The organism is Sinorhizobium prairiense, from assembly GCF_029201645.2.
In the GTDB taxonomy this organism is placed as follows: Bacteria; Pseudomonadota; Alphaproteobacteria; order Rhizobiales; family Rhizobiaceae; genus Sinorhizobium; species Sinorhizobium meliloti_A.
Genome location: NZ_CP104131.1, coordinates 2,116,476 through 2,131,587 on the forward strand (window position 1 = coordinate 2,116,476; position 15,112 = coordinate 2,131,587).

Below are 15,112 nucleotides of genomic sequence, written 5' to 3' on the forward strand. Positions count from 1 at the left end.
ATCCGTTGATCGTAGCCGATCAAAGGACAACGACATCCAGCAGCTCAAATTGCTACAGCGACGTTTGCGCGTCTCATAAGGCGCGCAGCGCTGTAGGAAACTTTTCGGAGGACTGCAATCTCTCCTCAGCCTCATCCCTATGCTCGTCACAGGGGCCCAGCAGCGCCGCGTCTGCGGCGCGGGAAGAGTTCTTCAGCCCAAGGACTTGGGCTGGCTGGATTCCTGTGACGAGCACAGGAATGAGGAGATCGAGCAAACCGCGGCGGGTATCCCGAATCTCGAAAGCCTTAAACCAGATCGAACAGATCGCTGCAGTCGTCGAGTTCCAACTCTACAATCCAGCAGTCCGGGTCGAAGCGGATTTCCGAGGAAAGCGCCCGTTCGACGGCGTCGGCCTCGGCGCCACGCAATCGCACCTCGAAGCGGCGCGACGTATCTCCTTCCCCATCGAAGAAATTCTGCGGCGCCGGCGCATAAAGCGTCTCGTAGCCCGATCGTCCGCGCTGCCGGATGAAGATCGCGCCGGCGTCCTCCGCTCCCTTGCGCAGCACAGCCGCATACCCGCCGCGTCCAAAGGCGTTCCGCAAAAGCGAGGAGACGAAAATGTGGGACTTCAGGCGCATGCACAGCTGATACACGCGCGACCGGCGAGATGCAAACGGAGCGGTCGACCGGCAGTGGTGCGCAACTGATCCTCTTGCTCTGGCCGTCAGAGCGCTCCGATTTCCTTAAGCTTCTTGAGAACCTTGGGGTTGGGCTCTCCGGTCTGAGGAAGACGATAGTGTTTTTCGAAATGGCGGATGGCGGCGCGCGTCTGATCGCCGGCAACGCCATCGACGACGACATCCGCATAGGCGAGATTGCTCAGCCCCTTCTGGATGTTCATCACCATTTCGCTCGACACGGGAACCTCCGTGCGGGAGCCGAGCGCGTTCTCCTTCTCGGCGCTGCGGATGGCAGCGGCGACCGGATCCGCCTCGGCCGGAACAGTCTTCGGGTCGGCATAGGGCCGGTTGGCGGGCGTCGCAACTGCCGGCGGGGAGCCGCCGGCGTTGCGCAGTGCCCGAAGCAGATCGTCACTCGGCGCACCCGTCTCCATACGGCCGGCTTGCTTTTCGAAGCGGAGGATCGCCGCCGAGGTCTTCGGACCGCTTCGGCCGTCCGGCGCTCCTTCGTAAAAGCCGAGCCTTGCCAGTTCCTTCTGGATGTCCGCAACCAGCGTCGAGACCGTGCTGCCGGGCGCATCCGGTGAGTCCTGCGCCGGAAGCGACGCCTGCCGTTCGTTGGGCCCGTCCGTTGCCGCATCGCCGGCTTTCGCGTTCCCCTCCCGCTCTATGACAAAGGTGGTAACATCGCGCTGCTCGACCGGCTCGCCTTTGGCAGCCGCAAGGCGTTCGGCCACTTCGGGACTGACGAGGGGCACGCGGGTACGCAGAAGCGGCGAGGGATGAGTACCGTTCTGGTACCACATGGCGTTTGCGGCGACGAAACTGAAGACGACGGCAAAGGTCGCCGACCCGCCGGCGCTCACCGGATGGCGGGAGATCAGGCGACCGGTGAGCACCAGACCACGGCCGACGACAGCGAGTCCGCGCAAGGCCAGACCCGCTCCGCGCCGCGCCGCCCGCTTGCGCTCAGGCTGTTTTCGCTTGCGCGGCGCCATGTCCCCCTTCCCTGTCAATTTCTCCGGTGTGGAAAGCCTCGGAGAGCGCCGGCACTCCGGTTTCGCTCTTTCCGTCTGCGTGCTGCTTCAATCGCGGCGGAAACTCCACTGTAACGGGCGCATCCGCGCACTCCCTTTCTGCCGCGCCTGCGGCATCGCTGGGAATGGTTACGACGATAACGGTACCCTCCCCTTCGGCGCTGCGGATCGCAAAATCGCCGCCATGCAGTTCGGCAAGTCCCTTGACCAGCGAGAGGCCGAGTCCGGTACCCTCGTAGCGGCGGGTATAGTCATTCTGAATCTGGACGAAAGGTTGGCCGAGCATTTGCAGCTTGTCCGCAGCGATCCCGATCCCGGTGTCGCTGACCGTCAGCTTCAGCATGTTGCCTTCAAGTGCGGCATCCACCGTGACAAGCCCGCCGCGGTCGGTAAACTTGATGGCGTTGCCGATGAGATTGATGAGGATTTGCTGGAAGGCGCGCTGGTCCGCATTGATCTCGCCGACGGAACGGGTGACGCGGCTCGTCAGCCGCACGCCTTTTTCGCGCGCCTGGTGCGACAGCATGGCCTCGCAGGCGGCGATCGCCTCGGCGACACGGAATGGTTCGAGGAGAAGCTCGTAACGGCCCGCTTCGATCTTGCTGATATCGAGCATCGTGTTGACGACCGAGAGAAGATGCGTGCCGGATTGATGGATCAGCGACACGTATTCGCGCTGGCGATCGTTTTCGAGCTTGCCGAAATATTCGCCTGCAAGCACGTCCGAAAAGCCGAGGATGGCATTGAGCGGCGTGCGCAATTCATGGCTGACGGCCGCAAGGAACCGCGTTTTGGCATCGTTGGCCGACTCGGCATGTGCTGCCTTGGCGGCCGCCTCTGCCTGCAAGCGGGCCTCTTCGGAAACATCGCGAGACTGGGCGACAATCGCAAGGAGATTTCCTTCAGCGTCTCGAATCGGCGTCATCTCGCAGTAGATATGTGCGAATTGAGCGCCATCCGCCGACGTCCGTTCGAGACGGATGTCCACGGCAGAGCGCTCGCTGTCCAGGCGCAGCGAATCAATCGCTCTCAGGAAGGCGATGCGATCCGACACATGGATCTGCTCGATGAAGCCGCGCCCATGCGGATCGCGCATCAGTTTCAGATACTCACTCGCATCGCGGCCGTGGACGGACAGGACGTGGCCCCGGGTATCGTGGACGGTCACCAAACCCGCAAAGAGATTGTATGCCGCATTGAGATCGGGCAGTTCCGGTGCAGGCGCGAGTTCCACCTCGCCGGCCGCCGGGAAATCGCGGCCGCTCGCAATGGCTGCAGCCGCGGCCAGCAGGGACGCCGAGGCCCAAAGCGCCGCTCCCGCCGGCAGCGCGGCGGATACGGGCAATGCCAGGGTCAGCGCGAGCGGGACGATCGGCAGCGCGGTCAGGGATACGGCAGCGACGGCACGCAAGCGTCTGAAGTCGTGACGCGCAATTGCTGGGCCCAGGCCGCCGCTCGGCAGCCAGGGTGCGGCCGCTTCATCCACAAAGGATGTCCATCTGCCAGCCATGTCACGCAATAAACTCACGCCTTGCCCTGCCGAATTTGTCGTTCTTGCGAGGCATTTCCGGACCGTTCCGCGTCGTCGCGGACGACCGCCTCGTGATGACCCGAATCTCGCACCCCTGACTTAATGAAAGAATAAACGGCCGCTCTCCGGAGGCGTCCGGGGCGACCGAAAGTTCCCGATTTGAGGCAATCCGAGCGAGCATCGTCAGATGTGGTTAACGGTGCGTAAGCAGCGGATTTTCGTGGATTTTTCGGCTCGCGTTAACGATTTGGGCAGGCATCGCCACTATCCGGTGCCGGGAACGCGAGGCTTGAGGCCGAGACCTCAGCCACGAGCGTTAACGACGGCCGCTGAAATGCAGGGAAAAGCGTCTGCACGAATATGCTGATCCCTGAATTTCAATAAAATTTGAAGCAAATACCGTTGTTTCTGGAAAAGCGGCCTTGTGATTCCCGCGCTAGTTTCGAAGCGTAAACACCACGGCCGGAGCCGAAGGCAAAAGAGGATGGCGCAAGATGTGGTTTCTCGTAAAGGCGACGTTCTGGTTCTCGCTGGTGCTGGTGCTGCTGCCGTTTCTCGATCCGTCGAGCAGCGAGAAGCTCGAGCACGGCCCGAAGATGGAGATCGGCGGCACATTCTCTGCCGCGAACGAAGCCTTTCAATATATAAGCGCGATCTGCGTAGAGAAGCCGGACGTCTGCGAGAAGGGTGCGGAGACTTTCGTCGCCCTCGGACATCGCGCCCGCGAAGGCGCTCGCATCGCCTATGAGTTTCTCAACACCCAGTTCGCGGAAGGCGACGCCGCCGCTCCCGACGTCAAGGTCATGACCGGTACCGTCGCACCGGCAGAAAGTATCCCTTCGGCGGAAGCGACCGAGAAGGCCGAACAAGCATTCAAGCGTATGCCGGTTCCGGAACACCGCCTCGATCCCGGTCCGGCTTCCGGGAAGTAAGCCCTGCCGCGGAGAAGGCAAGACTGATCGTTGGGGCGTGGCAGCGCGGGGAAACGCGATTGCCTGTTCTCTTTGCGGCCCGCCTCTCCTATATGAAGGTGAAACGATGCGCCCGAACTGCGATTGAAGCAGTTTCACGCGGCTGCGCTACGCAGCGGGCGCCGAAAGCCGGACATAGCATGACTTCACTTGACCAGATCATCGACGACTTTGCATTTCTCGACGAATGGGAAGATCGCTACCGCTATGTGATCGAACTTGGCAAAAACCTGCCCGAGATGCCGGAAGCCTCGAGGACGAGCGAGAACAAGGTGCAGGGCTGTGCCAGCCAGGTCTGGCTCGTGACCCATGCGACCGGCGATACTGAAGACCCGCTTCTCACCTTCGAGGGAGAATCGGATGCGCATATCGTGCGCGGCCTCGTGGCAATCGTCCTCGCCATCTTCTCCGGCAAGCGTGCTTCGGAAATTACCAGAACCGACGCTCTCGACATCTTCGGCAAGATCGGCCTCATCGAACACCTTTCCTCGCAACGCGCGAACGGCCTGCGCTCGATGATCCGGCGTATCAAGAGCGAAGCCGAAGGACGCCTGCCTGCCTGACCGGCGAAGAGTCAGAGCACTTCCAGGACAAGTGCGTAACGGTTTTCGTCCGGAAGCGCGTAGCTTCAACGGGTGGCAGCGTGTCAGTGTTTCAATGAAATACTTAAACGTCCTGAAAAAGCCGGCCCGAATGAACCGGCCGGCCTTTATGACACAACTCAGGCGCGTTCCCGATGGCCCCGTGGGGCCGCCGGGATCACTTGCCGCGGCGCTTCCGACGCTGTCCCAAACCCATTTCCTTGGCGAGCCGCGAGCGTGCTTCCGCGTATGCCGGCGCGACCATCGGATAATCCGCAGGCAAATCCCACTTGTCTCGGTAGTCTTCCGGCGAAAGGTTGTGGTGCGTCATCAGATGCCGCTTCAACGACTTGAAGGTGCCGCCGCATTCGAGACATGTGATCTGGTCGTCCTGCACCGACTTTCGGACCGAAACCGCGGGCTTCGGCTTTTCCACCGGGACGACCACCGGTGCAGGAGCCGTGGTGTTGTTGAGAGCCGAATGCACGTCGGCTATGAGCGTCGGCAGCTCGGCAACCGGAACCACGTGGTTGCTTACATAGGCGGCAACGATCTCCGCCGTAAGCTCAACCAGGAGTTCATTGCTCGCACCGAGCGAAGTCTCTGTCATTTCTTTCTCCTATCGGAATCCAGCGACGAAACCTGAAACAGAGTTCCAGGGGGAGGATGTACAAAATGCCGTCAATCAGCGCTTGCCGCCTCGGAACCGACCGCGATCTCGCAATGGAGACTGCGGTTCTGCCGCAACATCAAGGCTCGAATTGCGAGAGGGAAGAACCGTCACCAAGGCGCCAAAGCGGCCGACACCTCAAAGCAACGGACAAGCATCACAACTCAGGCTGGAATTTCATCTCAAAGTATTTTCCACGACGACACTTTGCATTTACTGCATTAACACTGATCTGCCAAAAGTCCAAACATAAATTTATCGGCATGCAGCAACTTTATTCCGAGTTGCTAAAATTGTCACGCTCGGCAAAATTGTCCTCAAATACAGAGTCAGAAATGCTGCCCGTCAATGCCCGCGCGGCTCTTCCTTATGGGGAAGCTGATCTATCACCGATCGTTTTGTCATCCTGTAGCCCGCTTGATGCGCGGCTTTTGCCAATAGATGGGCCGAGATCGGTGCCGTCAGCACGAAGAAGCCAAATCCCGCAAGTGCGCGCACGAAGACGGCGGCATCGAGCGAATGCAGCCCGGCCGCAAAGAGCAGCAGACCCGAACCGACGGTACCGGCTTTCGAGGCCGCATGCATGCGGGTGTAAAGGTCGGGGAAGCGGATGAGGCCAACCGCGGCAAGCAGCGAGAAGCAGGCGCCGACAATCATGATCAGCGCAACGAGGTAGGCGATGATTTGCAGAACCATCAACGCGCTCCCTTGCGTTTGCGGCGCCCAGCCTGTCCCGCGCGCGAGCGCGTCGACGACGGCTTTGCCTGGGCCAGGTCAGTTGCGCCCGGCGTCATGCGCTCCGGCGAGAGACCGCGCGCCAGGATGAAGCGGGCGAAAGCGACCGTCGCAAGAAAGCCGACGAGTCCGAGGGCGATCGCGATATCGATGTAGAGATAGAAGCCGGTTCTCACGGCGATCACCGCGATCAGGCCGATCGCAATCGCCACCAGCATATCGAGGCCCAGCACCCGGTCCGGAAGCGTCGGCCCGCGAATGATGCGCAGCACCGTCAACAGCAGCGCGAGAGAGAGAAGCACGAGCGCCACGCCGGAGGCCGTGCTCAGGACTGCAGCGGGCGTCATCGTTCGAAGGCCTCCCGAATTCGACGTTCGAAGCCGCCGGCGATGTCTCGCCGTAGAGCTCCCGGATCGGCGCAATCGAGCGCATGGACGTAGAGGGTCTTGCGATCTTCGGAGACATCCACCGACAGCGTACCCGGCGTCAGCGTGATCAGATTGGCGAGCAGCGTTATCTCGAAGTCACTCCTGAGCGCGAGCGGATAGGCAAAAATGCCCGGCTTCAGCGCCATGTTCGAGCGGAGAACCAGAATCGCGACCTTCGTTGCGGAAATCGCGAGCTCCTTGAAAAACAACAAGGCGAGCAACAGGAGCCGCAACGGTCTCAGCGGGTAAGCCACCGGGCGCAGCTCACGCCGGATCAACCAGAGCGACAAGGCGCCGGCCGCGAAGCCCAGCAGGAGGTTCGCGGGCGTGAAGCTGGCGCTGATTGCCCCCAGATAAGCGTAAAGACCAGGTTGGTCAGCAGGAATTTCATTGCGGACCTCCTGTGGGAAAGACTGAATTCAGGTAAGCGGATGGCTCTGCAAGACCGGCTGCGGCGCTCTGGATCATCGCAAGCAGCGGTTCGGGATAGAGGCCGAGCGCAAGCGCCAGAAGCGTAAGTGCTGCAAGCGGACCCAAGGCCGTCGCGGACAGGGGGCCGGGCCGGCGGCCGCCTCGGGTATTGCGCTATCTCGCCAATAGGCCAGGAGGAAAAGGCGGCCGGTCGCAATCATGGTGAAGAAGCCGACGAGAAGGAGCGCGGCGGCAAGCCACCAGGCGCCGATATCGATGGCCGCCTTCACCAGCATGACCTTCGGCCAGAAGCCGGAAAAGGGCGGCAGCCCCGAAATGGCGAAGCACAGCATCAAGGTCAGCGCCGCAAACCCCGCATGCTTGCGGTAAAGGCCCGCAAGCGTTGCGATGGAGCTGTCTGCACCGAGGCGCATGGCGATCCCGGAGGCGAAATAAAGGCCCGTCATCACCAGCATCGAATGGAGCGCGTAGAAGATCGCGCCGCCAATGCCGCCTGGTCCGCCGATGGCTAGGCCTGCGAGCATCGAACCGATGCCCGAAACGACGAGGTAACCGAGAAGGCGACGAAAATCCGTTTGCGCGAGCGCACCGAGAACGCCGACCATCATCGTCAGGGCACCGACGAGCGCCAGTACGAAGCTCAATTCCTCCCTTTCGATCGGAAAGAGCATGACCGTCACCCGGATCAACGCATAGATACCGACCTTGGTGAGCAGGCCGGCAAAGAGCGCCGACACGACGACGCGAGGGGTATGGTAGGAAGCAGGCAACCAGAAGTTCAAGGGAAACGCGGCCGCCTTCATGCCGAAGGCGAGAACATAGAGTCCGACCAAAGTCATCAACGGCGCATTGACGCGCAGTTCGTCGGCCTTACGCGCGATGTCGGCCATGTTGAGCGTGCCGAACACGGCGTAGAGGAAGCCGGTAGCGACGAGGAAGAGCGTCGTTGCGACCAGGTTCAGAAAGCCGTACTTCACCGTCCCGTCGATCTGCCCGCGCTCGGAGCCGAGGACCAGAAGCCCGAAGGAGGAAATCAGCAGGACCTCGAACCAGACATAGAGGTTGAAGATATCCCCCGTGAGGAAGGCTCCCGATACGCCGGCCATCAGCAGCATCAGCAGCGGATAGAAACCATAGCGCCGGCCGCTGTCGTTGATATCGGACAGCGAAAAGATGCCGGCCGCAAAAGCGACCAGGGCCGCCACCAGGGCAAAGAGCGCACCGGTCAGGTCAACCGTGAAGGCGATACCGAACGGCGGCAGCCAACGCCCCATCACCATGGTCGTCGGCCCGTTTCTTGCGACGTGATCGAGCAGCGCCACGTCGATCAAAACCAGAACGGCCAGGCTCGCAAGCGCTATTGCGGGCTGGATGCCGGCCCAGCGACGAAGCATCACGAGGAGCGCGCCGACGGCCAGGCACCAGGCGACGGGCAGAACGACGAGCCATTCGACTGCCGACGCGGGGGCAAGCATCAGGGCTGCGGAAAGATCGACGTGAGCGGGGGTGGAAACGGCCATGGTGCGTCAGTATCCCAGTGGCGGCGCCGGCTCGTTCACCGGTTCCGCAACACGCATCTCGTCCGTGTTGTCTGTCGCGAGGTCTTCATAGGCGCGCCAGGCGAGAACGAGGAGAAAGGCGAAGAAGGAGAAGGAAATCACGATGGCGGTCAGGATCAGCGCCTGCGGCAAGGCATTGGCCGCCGGACCGGAAAGCGCATCGGCACCCTCCGCTATGACCGGCGGTACGTCACGCGTCAGGCGGCCGCCGGTGAAGATCAGAAGGTTTACCGCATTTCCCAGGATCGCCACGCCCAGGAGGACGCGGATGATGGATTTCGACAGAAGCAGGTAAATGGCGACGGTGAAGAAGAAAGTGACCAGCAGGGAAAACCAGGTCTCCATCAGGCGCCCCCTCTTTCTTCAAGCGACAGCGCGATCGAACTGATGGCACCGACGACGACCAGGTAGACTCCCGTATCGAACAGCATGACCGTGGAGAGCGGAACTTCGACGCCGAAAAAGGAGGGATATATCCACAGCCCGGTCATGAACGGCACCCGCGCGAAAAGTGACGCCAATCCCGCCAAGGTCGCGGCGAAAAGGCCGGCGCCCGCGATAGCCATCGGGTGGAAGAATATCGCCCGCCGCACCGTCTCCACACCGTGGGCGATGCCGTAGATCGCCAGCGCCGAAACGGCGATCAAACCGCCTATGAAGCCGCCTCCGGGCTCGTTGTGGCCGCGCAGCAGCACAAAGATAGAAAAAAGCATCATCAATCCGGCGAGGAAGGGCGCGACGGTCCGAAAAATGATCGACTTCATACCGGCTCCTTCGTGTTCGCTTCAGCGGCCGCGATCTCGCGCGTTTCGCCGCGTCTCAACGATCCCGCCCGCAACCGCACGAGGGAAAGGATGGACAGGCCAGCAACCAGCACGACGGCAATTTCGCCGAGCGTATCCGTACCGCGGAAGTCGACGATGATGACGTTGACCACGTTCGCGCCGTGCGCGATCGATTTCGAATAGAGGTTGAAGAATTCCGTCAGCGTCGAATCGAACGGCACACCGGTAACCCGGAGGAGGAAAAGGCCGAATCCGATTCCGCAGGCGAGCGCGATCGTGAAGTCGGGAAGCTTCTGTCTGAGTGGTCGGTGATCGGAGGGAGACAGCCGCAGCCGGGTCATCACGAGTGCCAGCACGACGACGGACAGCGTCTCTATCATGAACTGGGTGAAGGCGAGATCCGGAGCGCCGTAAAGCAGGAAGAGCATCGCAACGGCGAAGCCCTGAATTCCGAGCGACACGATCGCCGTCAGCCTGTCCGCGGCCAGCACCACGGCGAAGAGGCCAAGCACGGCGATCGCCATGATCGCGAATTCGTGCAGCGGGACGTCGCCCGGAAAGAAAGGTGCGCGGGGGAATTCGCCATAGCGCAGCGGCAATGCGAGCATGACGGCGGCGACGAGCAGGAAGGTCACGGTCATGTAGTTATCGAGACGGCCGCCCTGCAAGCGCCGGGTCGCGGCGACCGCAAACCGCACGAGGCCGCGTATGAACTGGTCGAAGCCTCGATCCGGTCCCCAGCCGATATCGGCGAGGATCACCGCCATGGCGGCGCGCAGCCGCGTCAGATTGAGGAACAGAACGACGCCGACCGCCAGCGTCACCACGGAGAGCAACAATGGCACGCCGATATGCGGTGCGAGCGATATCGTCACGGTTCTCGGCTCGCCGGCAACGGCCGAGGCCATGGGCGAGGTCACGAACCGATGAACGAGGCCCGACATCAGCGCACTGGAAAGGCCCATCGCAGCCAGGATAGCCGGGCCGATCCAGAGGAGCACCGGTGCCTCGTGGGCATGCTTCGGCGTATCGACCTTAGGGCCGAGAAACGGTTTTAGAGCGATCGCGAAGCCGACGGCGAACATCAGGCCGTTGCCGAGGATGGTCAAGGCCGCGAACACCATGGACCGACGGTCGAAACCGGAGAGTGCGGCGTAGATTTCCTCTTTCGCAAGGAACCCGAAAAAGGGCGGAAGGCCGCCCATCGACAGGGCCGCCGCAAGAGCTATGGCGAAGGTCAGAGGCATGGCACTGCGCAGGCCGCCGAGCTTCGTCAGGTGGCGCGTACCGGTTTCATGATCGATAATGCCGGCCACCATGAACAGCGCCCCCTTGAACAGGGCATGCGCCACCAGGTAAAGCACTGCGGCTTCAATGGCGTAGGGCAGGCCGAGCCCGGTCAGCATCACCAGAAGACCCAGCGACGACATGGTCGTATAGGCCAGCATCATCTTCAGGTCCGTCTGGCGCACTGCCAGGGCGGCTCCGGCGACGAGCGTCGTCACGCCGAAGAGCGGCAACAGCACCTGCCACTCCGTCGTGCCGCCGAGCACCGGGTTGAGCCGCATCAGAAGATAGACGCCCGCCTTCACCATCGTCGCCGAGTGCAGATAGGCCGAAACGGGAGTCGGCGCTTCCATGGCGTTCGGCAGCCAGAAGTGAAACGGAAACTGTGCCGACTTGGTGAATGCGCCGCCGAGGACGAGGAGCAGCGCCGCGAGATAGAAGGGGCTCTGCTTCAGTTCGTCTCCGAAGGACAGCAGCAGCGAAAATTGCGTGACGCCGCTGACGTTCCACAGGATGAGGAGCCCGGCAAGCAAGGCAAGTCCGCCTCCCCCGGTCACGACCAGAGCTTGCAAAGCCGCGCGGCGCGCCGCCTCGCGGCCGTGATCGAAGCCGATCAGCAGGAACGAAGTGATCGACGTCAGCTCCCAGAAGACGAAGAGCATCAGGAAGCTGTCCGAGACGACGAGGCCCTGCATCGAGCCCATGAACATCAGAATGAACGAAAAGAAGCGGCCCTGGTCGGGATGCCCCTTCAGATATCCGCCCGAATAGAGGACGATCAGTGTGCCGATGCCCGAAATCAGAAGTGCGAATGTCAGTGACAAGCCGTCGATCAGCCAGGAGAAGCTGACGTTGAAGGATGGTATCCAGATATAGCCGCCGGTGACGATCTCGCCGGCGGCGACTTCCGGAATGAAGCCTGCGAGATGCATGAAGACGGCGAGTGGCGCCAGCGCCAACAGCCAGGCGGCATTCCCGCCGAGAAGCCGGGTCAGGGCCGGCGCGACGACGGCCGCGGCAAAGGGAAGACCGAGGGCCAGGAATGTCAGGGCCGCGGCATCCATCGTATCGACACGCTCCTTGTCTTTGATCTTTCAGTCAAGCTTTAACCGGACATAGAAGATGGTCGGGCCTGCCTCAAGGGAAATCGGCCGGGGTGTGAGGTTATGCCACGTTTATACTGTGTAGAGGGCAGCGGCTTCGTCCCGACCCTGATCAGTATCCTGTCCAAAACGCGGAGCTCCTGGCATCGACTTCCATTTGTGCCCAAGCAGAACCCATCCTATATATTCGCTGCAATCGAAAGGAGCGCAGCCATGTCCGAAAACCGGATGCCGAAGATTACGAAGACGAACGAGGAGTGGCGGGCAGCGCTGACGCCCGAGCAGTACCGCGTCACACGCGAACATGGCACCGAGCGACCCTTCACCGGCCCCTTCCTCGACAATAAAAGGCATGGCACCTACAAGTGCGTCTGTTGCGGCCGCGCGCTGTTCCGCTCGGATACCAAGTTCGATTCCGGCTGCGGCTGGCCCAGCTATTTCGCCCCGGTCGAACCGGACGCGATCTCTGAATATGTGGACCGCTCGCACCACATGGTCAGAACGGAGATTCGCTGTGCCGATTGTGACGCCCATCTCGGCCATGTCTTTCCCGACGGGCCTCCACCGACGGGCCTGCGCTATTGCCTGAACGGCACCGCGATGACATTCGAGGAGGATTGACCACGGGCCTGTTTCGGCGGCACTTTCCAGCATGCGTGTGGTCTACCGCATGCCCTTAAAGCCGGAACGTTTTGAAGATAAGATGGTGCAGCAGTTCAAAGCCGTTGCGGCGGCCCTCGGCGTCCAGAACAAAACGCGCGGCGCGGTGAGGAGAAGCGGCAGGTCGAACGAAGCCTAGAGGACGCCCCGCATGCGCCGTGCCTGTATCGCATCTCTGCTCCTCGTGACGCTTGCCTCGCCCGCTGTCGCCGAGGACGACTGGCACCCTTACGCCAATCCCCGCTTCGGTTACACGGTCGACATCCCGCCCGGATTCGAGATGGGCCTCGAGGCCGATAACGGCGACGGTGTCAGATTTCACGCCGATGACAACGGTGCGACGCTCATGGTGTTCGGCACCCATCCGCCGGATGGCGACTTTGAAACCGACGTCGCCGAAAGGATCGGCTACGAGAAGCAGGACGACTGGCGAATCATCTTCTCGCGCGTCACGTCCGCCTGGGCGAGCTTTTCCGGCGCGCGCGAGAGCGACGTCTTCTATACGCGGGCGATTGCGCTCTGCGACGGCAGCGCCGCCTATTTCAGGCTCCAGTATCGGAAGAGCAAACTGACCAGTTTCGATGGGGTCATCTCGCGTATGGCCTCGGCACTCAGGCCGTCGGAAGAATGTCAGCCTGCTGCAGACTGAAGCTGCAGCTCTGACTCCAAGCTTAAGATACGGCGGCGCTGCTGATGCAGGTCAGGACTGCGGAATAGTGCACAGCAGCTCCCGTGACGACGAAGCCGTGCCAGATGGCGTTCTGGAAGCGCAGGCGCTCCCAGACATGGAAGATGACCCCGACCGAATAGATGACGCCACCAATGACGATCAGAGTGAGCGTCGTTGCGCTCAAGGCGGTAAAGAGGGATTTCGCGGCGAGCAAGCCGCTCCAGCCCATGGCGAGATAAAGCAGGATCGCCAGCCGATCGAAGCGCCCCGGCAGGAGGCACTTCATGGCGATGCCGGCGGCTGCGATAAGCCAGATGGCGACCAGCATCGAGAAGAGGAACGGATCATCCCAGCCGTGCTGCAGAAACGGCGTGTAGGTTGCAGCGATCAGCACGAAGATTCCGGAGTGGTCCAGCCGACGCAGCAGCCACTTGGCCCGGCCGACCGGAAAGAGATTATAGACGAATGAGATGGACAGAGCGGCGATGAGCCCGCCGCCATAGATCGAAGCCGCGGCCAATTGCCCGGACGTGCTCCAGACGGTGGCGTAAAAGATCAGGGCGGTAACACCGACGAGCGCCGCCGAAAGGCCGATCCCATGGACGATTGCGTCGGCGATCATCTCCGATCGGTCGTAGTCCCATTTGACGCCGGCAACCTTCACGCGGCCCCTCCCGCTCCGCTTTCGATATCCGTGCAGCCTGCAGCAGCAACGAAATACCTCATGATCGATCACGGCGGATTCGAACGGTTCGAAACACCGCAAGATCACCTGGTTCGGTTCATCCTGCCACAGGCCGGCGGCACGGCAAAGCACCAGGATCGGGCGAAAGGATCAACTTTTGCAACGCATTACAACAAATACCGCACCCTTCGCCGGAGCGTGCGGCAAACGGCTTCCTCTGGAGCAGGTGGGATCTTTGGGCGGTTATCTCCCGCCGGTCGCGATCTCGGCGGCGCAGGTCTGACAGAGCGGAGCATGCGGCACGGCGCGCAGCCTTTCCGGGGATATGGGGTCGCCGCAACGCACGCAAATGCCGAAGGTCCCTGCTTCGATGCGGTTGAGTGCAGCATCGATCGCGCGAATTTCGCCCTGGCCGGCCAGGCCGAGTCCCTCCAGGACCTCATCGCTCTCCCGTTCCGTTACGCGATCCGGCACATCGGCATTCATCGGCTGCTCGAGATCTTCCTCTATCTGCACCAACCGGCCATGAAGTTCGCGTTTGCGGCGCAAAAGCTGTTCGCGAAAGTCGTCAAGCGCATACTTATCCATTGCGTGACTCCTTCGGATCGCGGCGCAGGGGGCCTGCACCGTGCCGTTTATTCCCAGTGTTACCGGTCGACGAGAACCGCGCAGGGGCAATGGCTGACGACACGGCTGGCGGTCGACCCGATGAAATAGTCGATCAGGCCCGGGCGGTGGGACGCGATGATCACCAGGTCGGCCTTCTCTTCCTCGGCCAGTGCATTGATGCTGCCGGCAGCTCCGCCGGTGCGGATTTCGACGCGTCCGTTGATGCCATGCTTGGTTTTCAGCGCTTCCAGGGTCTTGACCGCGTGCTTGCGCGATTCCTCGATCATCTCCAGCGGAAAATCGACGATCATGTAACCTTGTGCATAGGCGTTGAGATCCTCGACGACGTTGAGCAGAATGATCTCTCCCCCTCGTCGATCAGTTTCTCGGCAATGCCAAGGACGGACTCGCCGTGCTCCAGTTGATCCATGGCAATCGGCACGATGATCTTCCTGTACATGCTGCTACGTCCTTTTCTATGTTACCACGTCGCACGCCGAATGCGACGGCCTCTGGCTCCCGATAGAGACGGAAACCACATCACGTACGCCGTCCTGCGCCGGACCGATATCGCACGGTGACGGCTGTACGGGCCTTGACTTGGATCAAAGTGACCGCCCCACTGCTCCCATCGCTCCCACCGTTAAAGGTAGCGCGGCCGCGGCGACTGTCAACGTTTGTCGAACACAACATCAAGTAATAAA

Annotated in this window: 16 protein-coding genes and 3 pseudogenes; 5 read left to right on the top strand and 14 right to left on the bottom strand. The window is 61.5% G+C overall.

Annotated features, from left to right (window positions below):
* Positions 1-287: 287 nt before the first annotated feature.
* The 3 genes from N0Q91_RS12880 to N0Q91_RS12890 all read right to left on the bottom strand — a co-directional run bounded on the left by N0Q91_RS12880 (position 288) and on the right by N0Q91_RS12890 (position 3,212).
* Positions 288-623 carry a DUF1491 family protein gene (locus N0Q91_RS12880; RefSeq protein ID WP_275596577.1) on the bottom strand — a complete coding sequence of 112 codons (336 nt, stop codon included), beginning with the start codon at positions 621-623 and terminating at the stop codon, positions 288-290.
* A gap of 86 nt (positions 624-709) precedes the next feature.
* Positions 710-1,663: a peptidoglycan-binding domain-containing protein gene (locus N0Q91_RS12885; RefSeq protein ID WP_275596578.1), complete on the bottom strand. Its 954-nt coding sequence runs from the start codon at positions 1,661-1,663 to the stop codon at positions 710-712.
* Positions 1,635-3,212: a sensor histidine kinase gene (locus N0Q91_RS12890; protein WP_275598128.1), complete on the bottom strand. Its 1,578-nt coding sequence runs from the start codon at positions 3,210-3,212 to the stop codon at positions 1,635-1,637. Before N0Q91_RS12890 ends, N0Q91_RS12885 begins: the two co-directional genes overlap by 29 nt.
* 515 nt (positions 3,213-3,727) lie before the next feature.
* On the opposite strand from N0Q91_RS12890, the gene N0Q91_RS12895 reads away from it, so the two are divergent.
* Both N0Q91_RS12895 and N0Q91_RS12900 read left to right on the top strand, forming a co-directional pair.
* Complete coding sequence (locus N0Q91_RS12895; protein WP_275596579.1) at positions 3,728-4,165, top strand: DUF5330 domain-containing protein; 438 nt, start codon at positions 3,728-3,730, stop codon at positions 4,163-4,165.
* 179 nt (positions 4,166-4,344) lie between these two features.
* Positions 4,345-4,767 (top strand): SufE family protein, encoded by a 423-nt coding sequence (locus N0Q91_RS12900; protein ID WP_275596580.1) that lies wholly within the window; start codon positions 4,345-4,347, stop codon positions 4,765-4,767.
* A 196-nt stretch (positions 4,768-4,963) separates the two neighbouring features.
* Here the strand turns inward: N0Q91_RS12900 and mucR are convergent, their stop codons facing one another.
* From mucR to N0Q91_RS12940, 8 genes and pseudogenes are all read right to left on the bottom strand, one after another.
* Positions 4,964-5,395 carry an exopolysaccharide biosynthesis transcriptional regulator MucR gene (mucR, locus tag N0Q91_RS12905; RefSeq protein ID WP_018094540.1) on the bottom strand — a complete coding sequence of 144 codons (432 nt, stop codon included), beginning with the start codon at positions 5,393-5,395 and terminating at the stop codon, positions 4,964-4,966.
* Between the two features lie 405 nt (positions 5,396-5,800).
* The gene (gene mnhG / locus N0Q91_RS12910; RefSeq protein WP_100672008.1) at positions 5,801-6,151 is read right to left on the bottom strand and encodes a monovalent cation/H(+) antiporter subunit G; all 351 of its coding nucleotides are present in this window, start codon (positions 6,149-6,151) and stop codon (positions 5,801-5,803) included.
* Positions 6,151-6,537 carry a cation:proton antiporter gene (locus N0Q91_RS12915; RefSeq protein ID WP_100672007.1) on the bottom strand — a complete coding sequence of 129 codons (387 nt, stop codon included), beginning with the start codon at positions 6,535-6,537 and terminating at the stop codon, positions 6,151-6,153. Before N0Q91_RS12915 ends, mnhG begins: the two co-directional genes overlap by 1 nt.
* A pseudogene (locus N0Q91_RS12920) lies at positions 6,534-7,009 on the bottom strand (Na+/H+ antiporter subunit E). The gene N0Q91_RS12915 and the pseudogene N0Q91_RS12920 overlap by 4 nt, the downstream one beginning before the upstream one ends.
* Positions 7,006-8,570: pseudogene (locus N0Q91_RS12925) on the bottom strand (Na+/H+ antiporter subunit D). The pseudogenes N0Q91_RS12920 and N0Q91_RS12925 overlap by 4 nt, the downstream one beginning before the upstream one ends.
* A 6-nt stretch (positions 8,571-8,576) precedes the next feature.
* Positions 8,577-8,954 (bottom strand): Na+/H+ antiporter subunit C, encoded by a 378-nt coding sequence (locus tag N0Q91_RS12930; RefSeq protein ID WP_275596581.1) that lies wholly within the window; start codon positions 8,952-8,954, stop codon positions 8,577-8,579.
* On the bottom strand, positions 8,954-9,373 hold the full coding sequence (locus N0Q91_RS12935; protein WP_018094534.1) for a Na(+)/H(+) antiporter subunit B: 420 nt from the start codon (positions 9,371-9,373) through the stop codon (positions 8,954-8,956). Before N0Q91_RS12935 ends, N0Q91_RS12930 begins: the two co-directional genes overlap by 1 nt.
* Complete coding sequence (locus tag N0Q91_RS12940) at positions 9,370-11,745, bottom strand: putative monovalent cation/H+ antiporter subunit A (protein ID WP_275596582.1); 2,376 nt, start codon at positions 11,743-11,745, stop codon at positions 9,370-9,372. The genes N0Q91_RS12935 and N0Q91_RS12940 overlap by 4 nt, the downstream gene beginning before the upstream one ends.
* A gap of 252 nt (positions 11,746-11,997) precedes the next feature.
* Between N0Q91_RS12940 and msrB the strand changes: the two genes are divergently transcribed.
* The 3 genes from msrB to N0Q91_RS12955 are packed head-to-tail and all read left to right on the top strand — an operon-like array spanning position 11,998 to position 13,093.
* Complete coding sequence (msrB, locus tag N0Q91_RS12945) at positions 11,998-12,405, top strand: peptide-methionine (R)-S-oxide reductase MsrB (protein ID WP_275596583.1); 408 nt, start codon at positions 11,998-12,000, stop codon at positions 12,403-12,405.
* 31 nt (positions 12,406-12,436) lie between these two features.
* Entirely contained in the window at positions 12,437-12,583 is a 147-nt protein-coding gene (locus N0Q91_RS12950) for a hypothetical protein (protein WP_157813666.1), read from the top strand.
* Positions 12,584-12,595: 12 nt separating this feature from the next.
* Entirely contained in the window at positions 12,596-13,093 is a 498-nt protein-coding gene (locus N0Q91_RS12955) for a hypothetical protein (RefSeq protein ID WP_100672001.1), read from the top strand.
* Positions 13,094-13,115: 22 nt separating this feature from the next.
* On the opposite strand, the gene trhA is transcribed toward N0Q91_RS12955, so the two are convergent.
* The 3 genes and pseudogenes from trhA to N0Q91_RS12970 form a co-directional block, all read right to left on the bottom strand.
* The gene (trhA, locus tag N0Q91_RS12960; protein WP_275596584.1) at positions 13,116-13,778 is read right to left on the bottom strand and encodes a PAQR family membrane homeostasis protein TrhA; all 663 of its coding nucleotides are present in this window, start codon (positions 13,776-13,778) and stop codon (positions 13,116-13,118) included.
* A 264-nt stretch (positions 13,779-14,042) separates the two neighbouring features.
* On the bottom strand, positions 14,043-14,387 hold the full coding sequence (locus N0Q91_RS12965) for a TraR/DksA family transcriptional regulator (protein WP_018094528.1): 345 nt from the start codon (positions 14,385-14,387) through the stop codon (positions 14,043-14,045).
* Positions 14,388-14,446: 59 nt separating this feature from the next.
* Positions 14,447-14,868, bottom strand: a pseudogene (locus N0Q91_RS12970) (universal stress protein).
* Positions 14,869-15,112 lie beyond the last annotated feature (244 nt).